Genomic DNA, 1,391 nt, shown 5'->3' with positions numbered 1-1,391 from the left:
TTGGTTGCTTCACAATACCCTTATCATCTTTTGATTATGAGGGTATTTTTATGCTTAGTCATTGGTTACTTGATACGGATATATTCGCCACTCCTGACTCTTTATCTACATTTCAGAAACATATCCCTCTTGAGTGGATTTCTAATGTGCTCGAGCAGACCGATAAAGCAAGTATTCGCAAACGTAAGTTACCTGCTGAGCTTGTCGTCTGGCTTATCATTGCAATGGGTCTTTTTCGCGACCGCTCTATTAGTGACGTTGTTGAGAAGTTAGATTTAACACTCACTGATACCCTGGGCGATACGGTTGCTCCAAGTGCTATTCCTCAAGCGAGACAGCGCCTGAGTAGCGACCCCCTCCAAGCCTTATTTCACCTATGTGCAGCCCGTTGGACACAAGAAGAAGATGCTGATGATACGTGGTATGGACTCCGGTTATTTTCTGTTGATGGAACGCAATTTCGTGCACCTGATACACCTGCTCTTGCTGAGCACTTTCACTATATTAAGCACAGTAAAAACCGTCATACAGAATATCCTATTGTACGCCTATGCGCCTTAAGCTCCTTGCGTAGCCGGTTGATACACCACGTTGCCTTCGGGCCCAGTTATCAAGGTGAGGTGAACTACGCAAAGCAGTTATTTGGTCATGTAAGTGATAACAGTCTAACTATTTTTGACCGATGTTATCTCAGCGCTGAGCTACTGATTAATTGGCGTAAGCAACACCCACAGTCGCACTGGATGGTCCCGATTAAAAGCAACACGCAATACACCGTCATTGAATCTTACTCTGAGCATGACTTCAAAGTAGAGATGAGTGTATCTGCGCATGCCAGAAAACAAGACCCTTCGCTTCCTGAGTGCTGGCAGGCCAGACTGGTTCTTTATCCTGAGCCAATGGGGCCTGGAAAAATAAAAGGTCTGCTGTGCTCTTTGGATGATAAACAGGCTTTTGGTGCACAGGCCATTCTTGATGTCTATTTCGAGCGCTGGGAAATTGAAAATAGCTATGGAGAAATAAAACACCAGATGCTTGAGGATAGTATTCTTTTGCGTAGTCAGACTGTGGATGGAGTCAATCAAGAGCTATGGGGTATATTGCTAGCCTACAATTTAATTCGAGTAGAGATAAGTCGAATAGCCAAAGAGGCTAAAGTCTCCCCGCTGAGAATTAGTTTTGTCATGGCTTTGCGGGATATACAGGATGAAATACTCTGGTGTGCCATCGCTTCGCCAGGTTCAATTCCAAAGAAATTAAGGGCAATGCGAGAACGAGTGAAACGTTATATTCTTCCAGAAAAAAGAAAACGGCCCAAAAGTAGGACCGTTCGAATTTCAAAAACTCGGTACACCATTAAGTCAAAGCATGCTTAACTGAATGGTGTTAGC

At 44.0% G+C, this 1,391-nt stretch carries 1 protein-coding gene; it reads left to right on the top strand.

The window, feature by feature from the left end; translation table 11 throughout:
- Positions 1 to 50: 50 nt before the first annotated feature.
- Positions 51 to 1,376, top strand: coding sequence for an IS4 family transposase (locus tag AAEY62_RS19970; protein WP_197237319.1), 1,326 nt, complete (start codon positions 51 to 53; stop codon positions 1,374 to 1,376).
- Positions 1,377 to 1,391: the final 15 nt, after the last annotated feature.

The organism is Pseudoalteromonas sp. GW168-MNA-CIBAN-0100 (genome assembly GCF_040309225.1).
Taxonomy (GTDB): domain Bacteria; phylum Pseudomonadota; class Gammaproteobacteria; order Enterobacterales; family Alteromonadaceae; genus Pseudoalteromonas; species Pseudoalteromonas arctica.
This window is presented reverse-complemented; position numbering and strand designations above follow the sequence as displayed.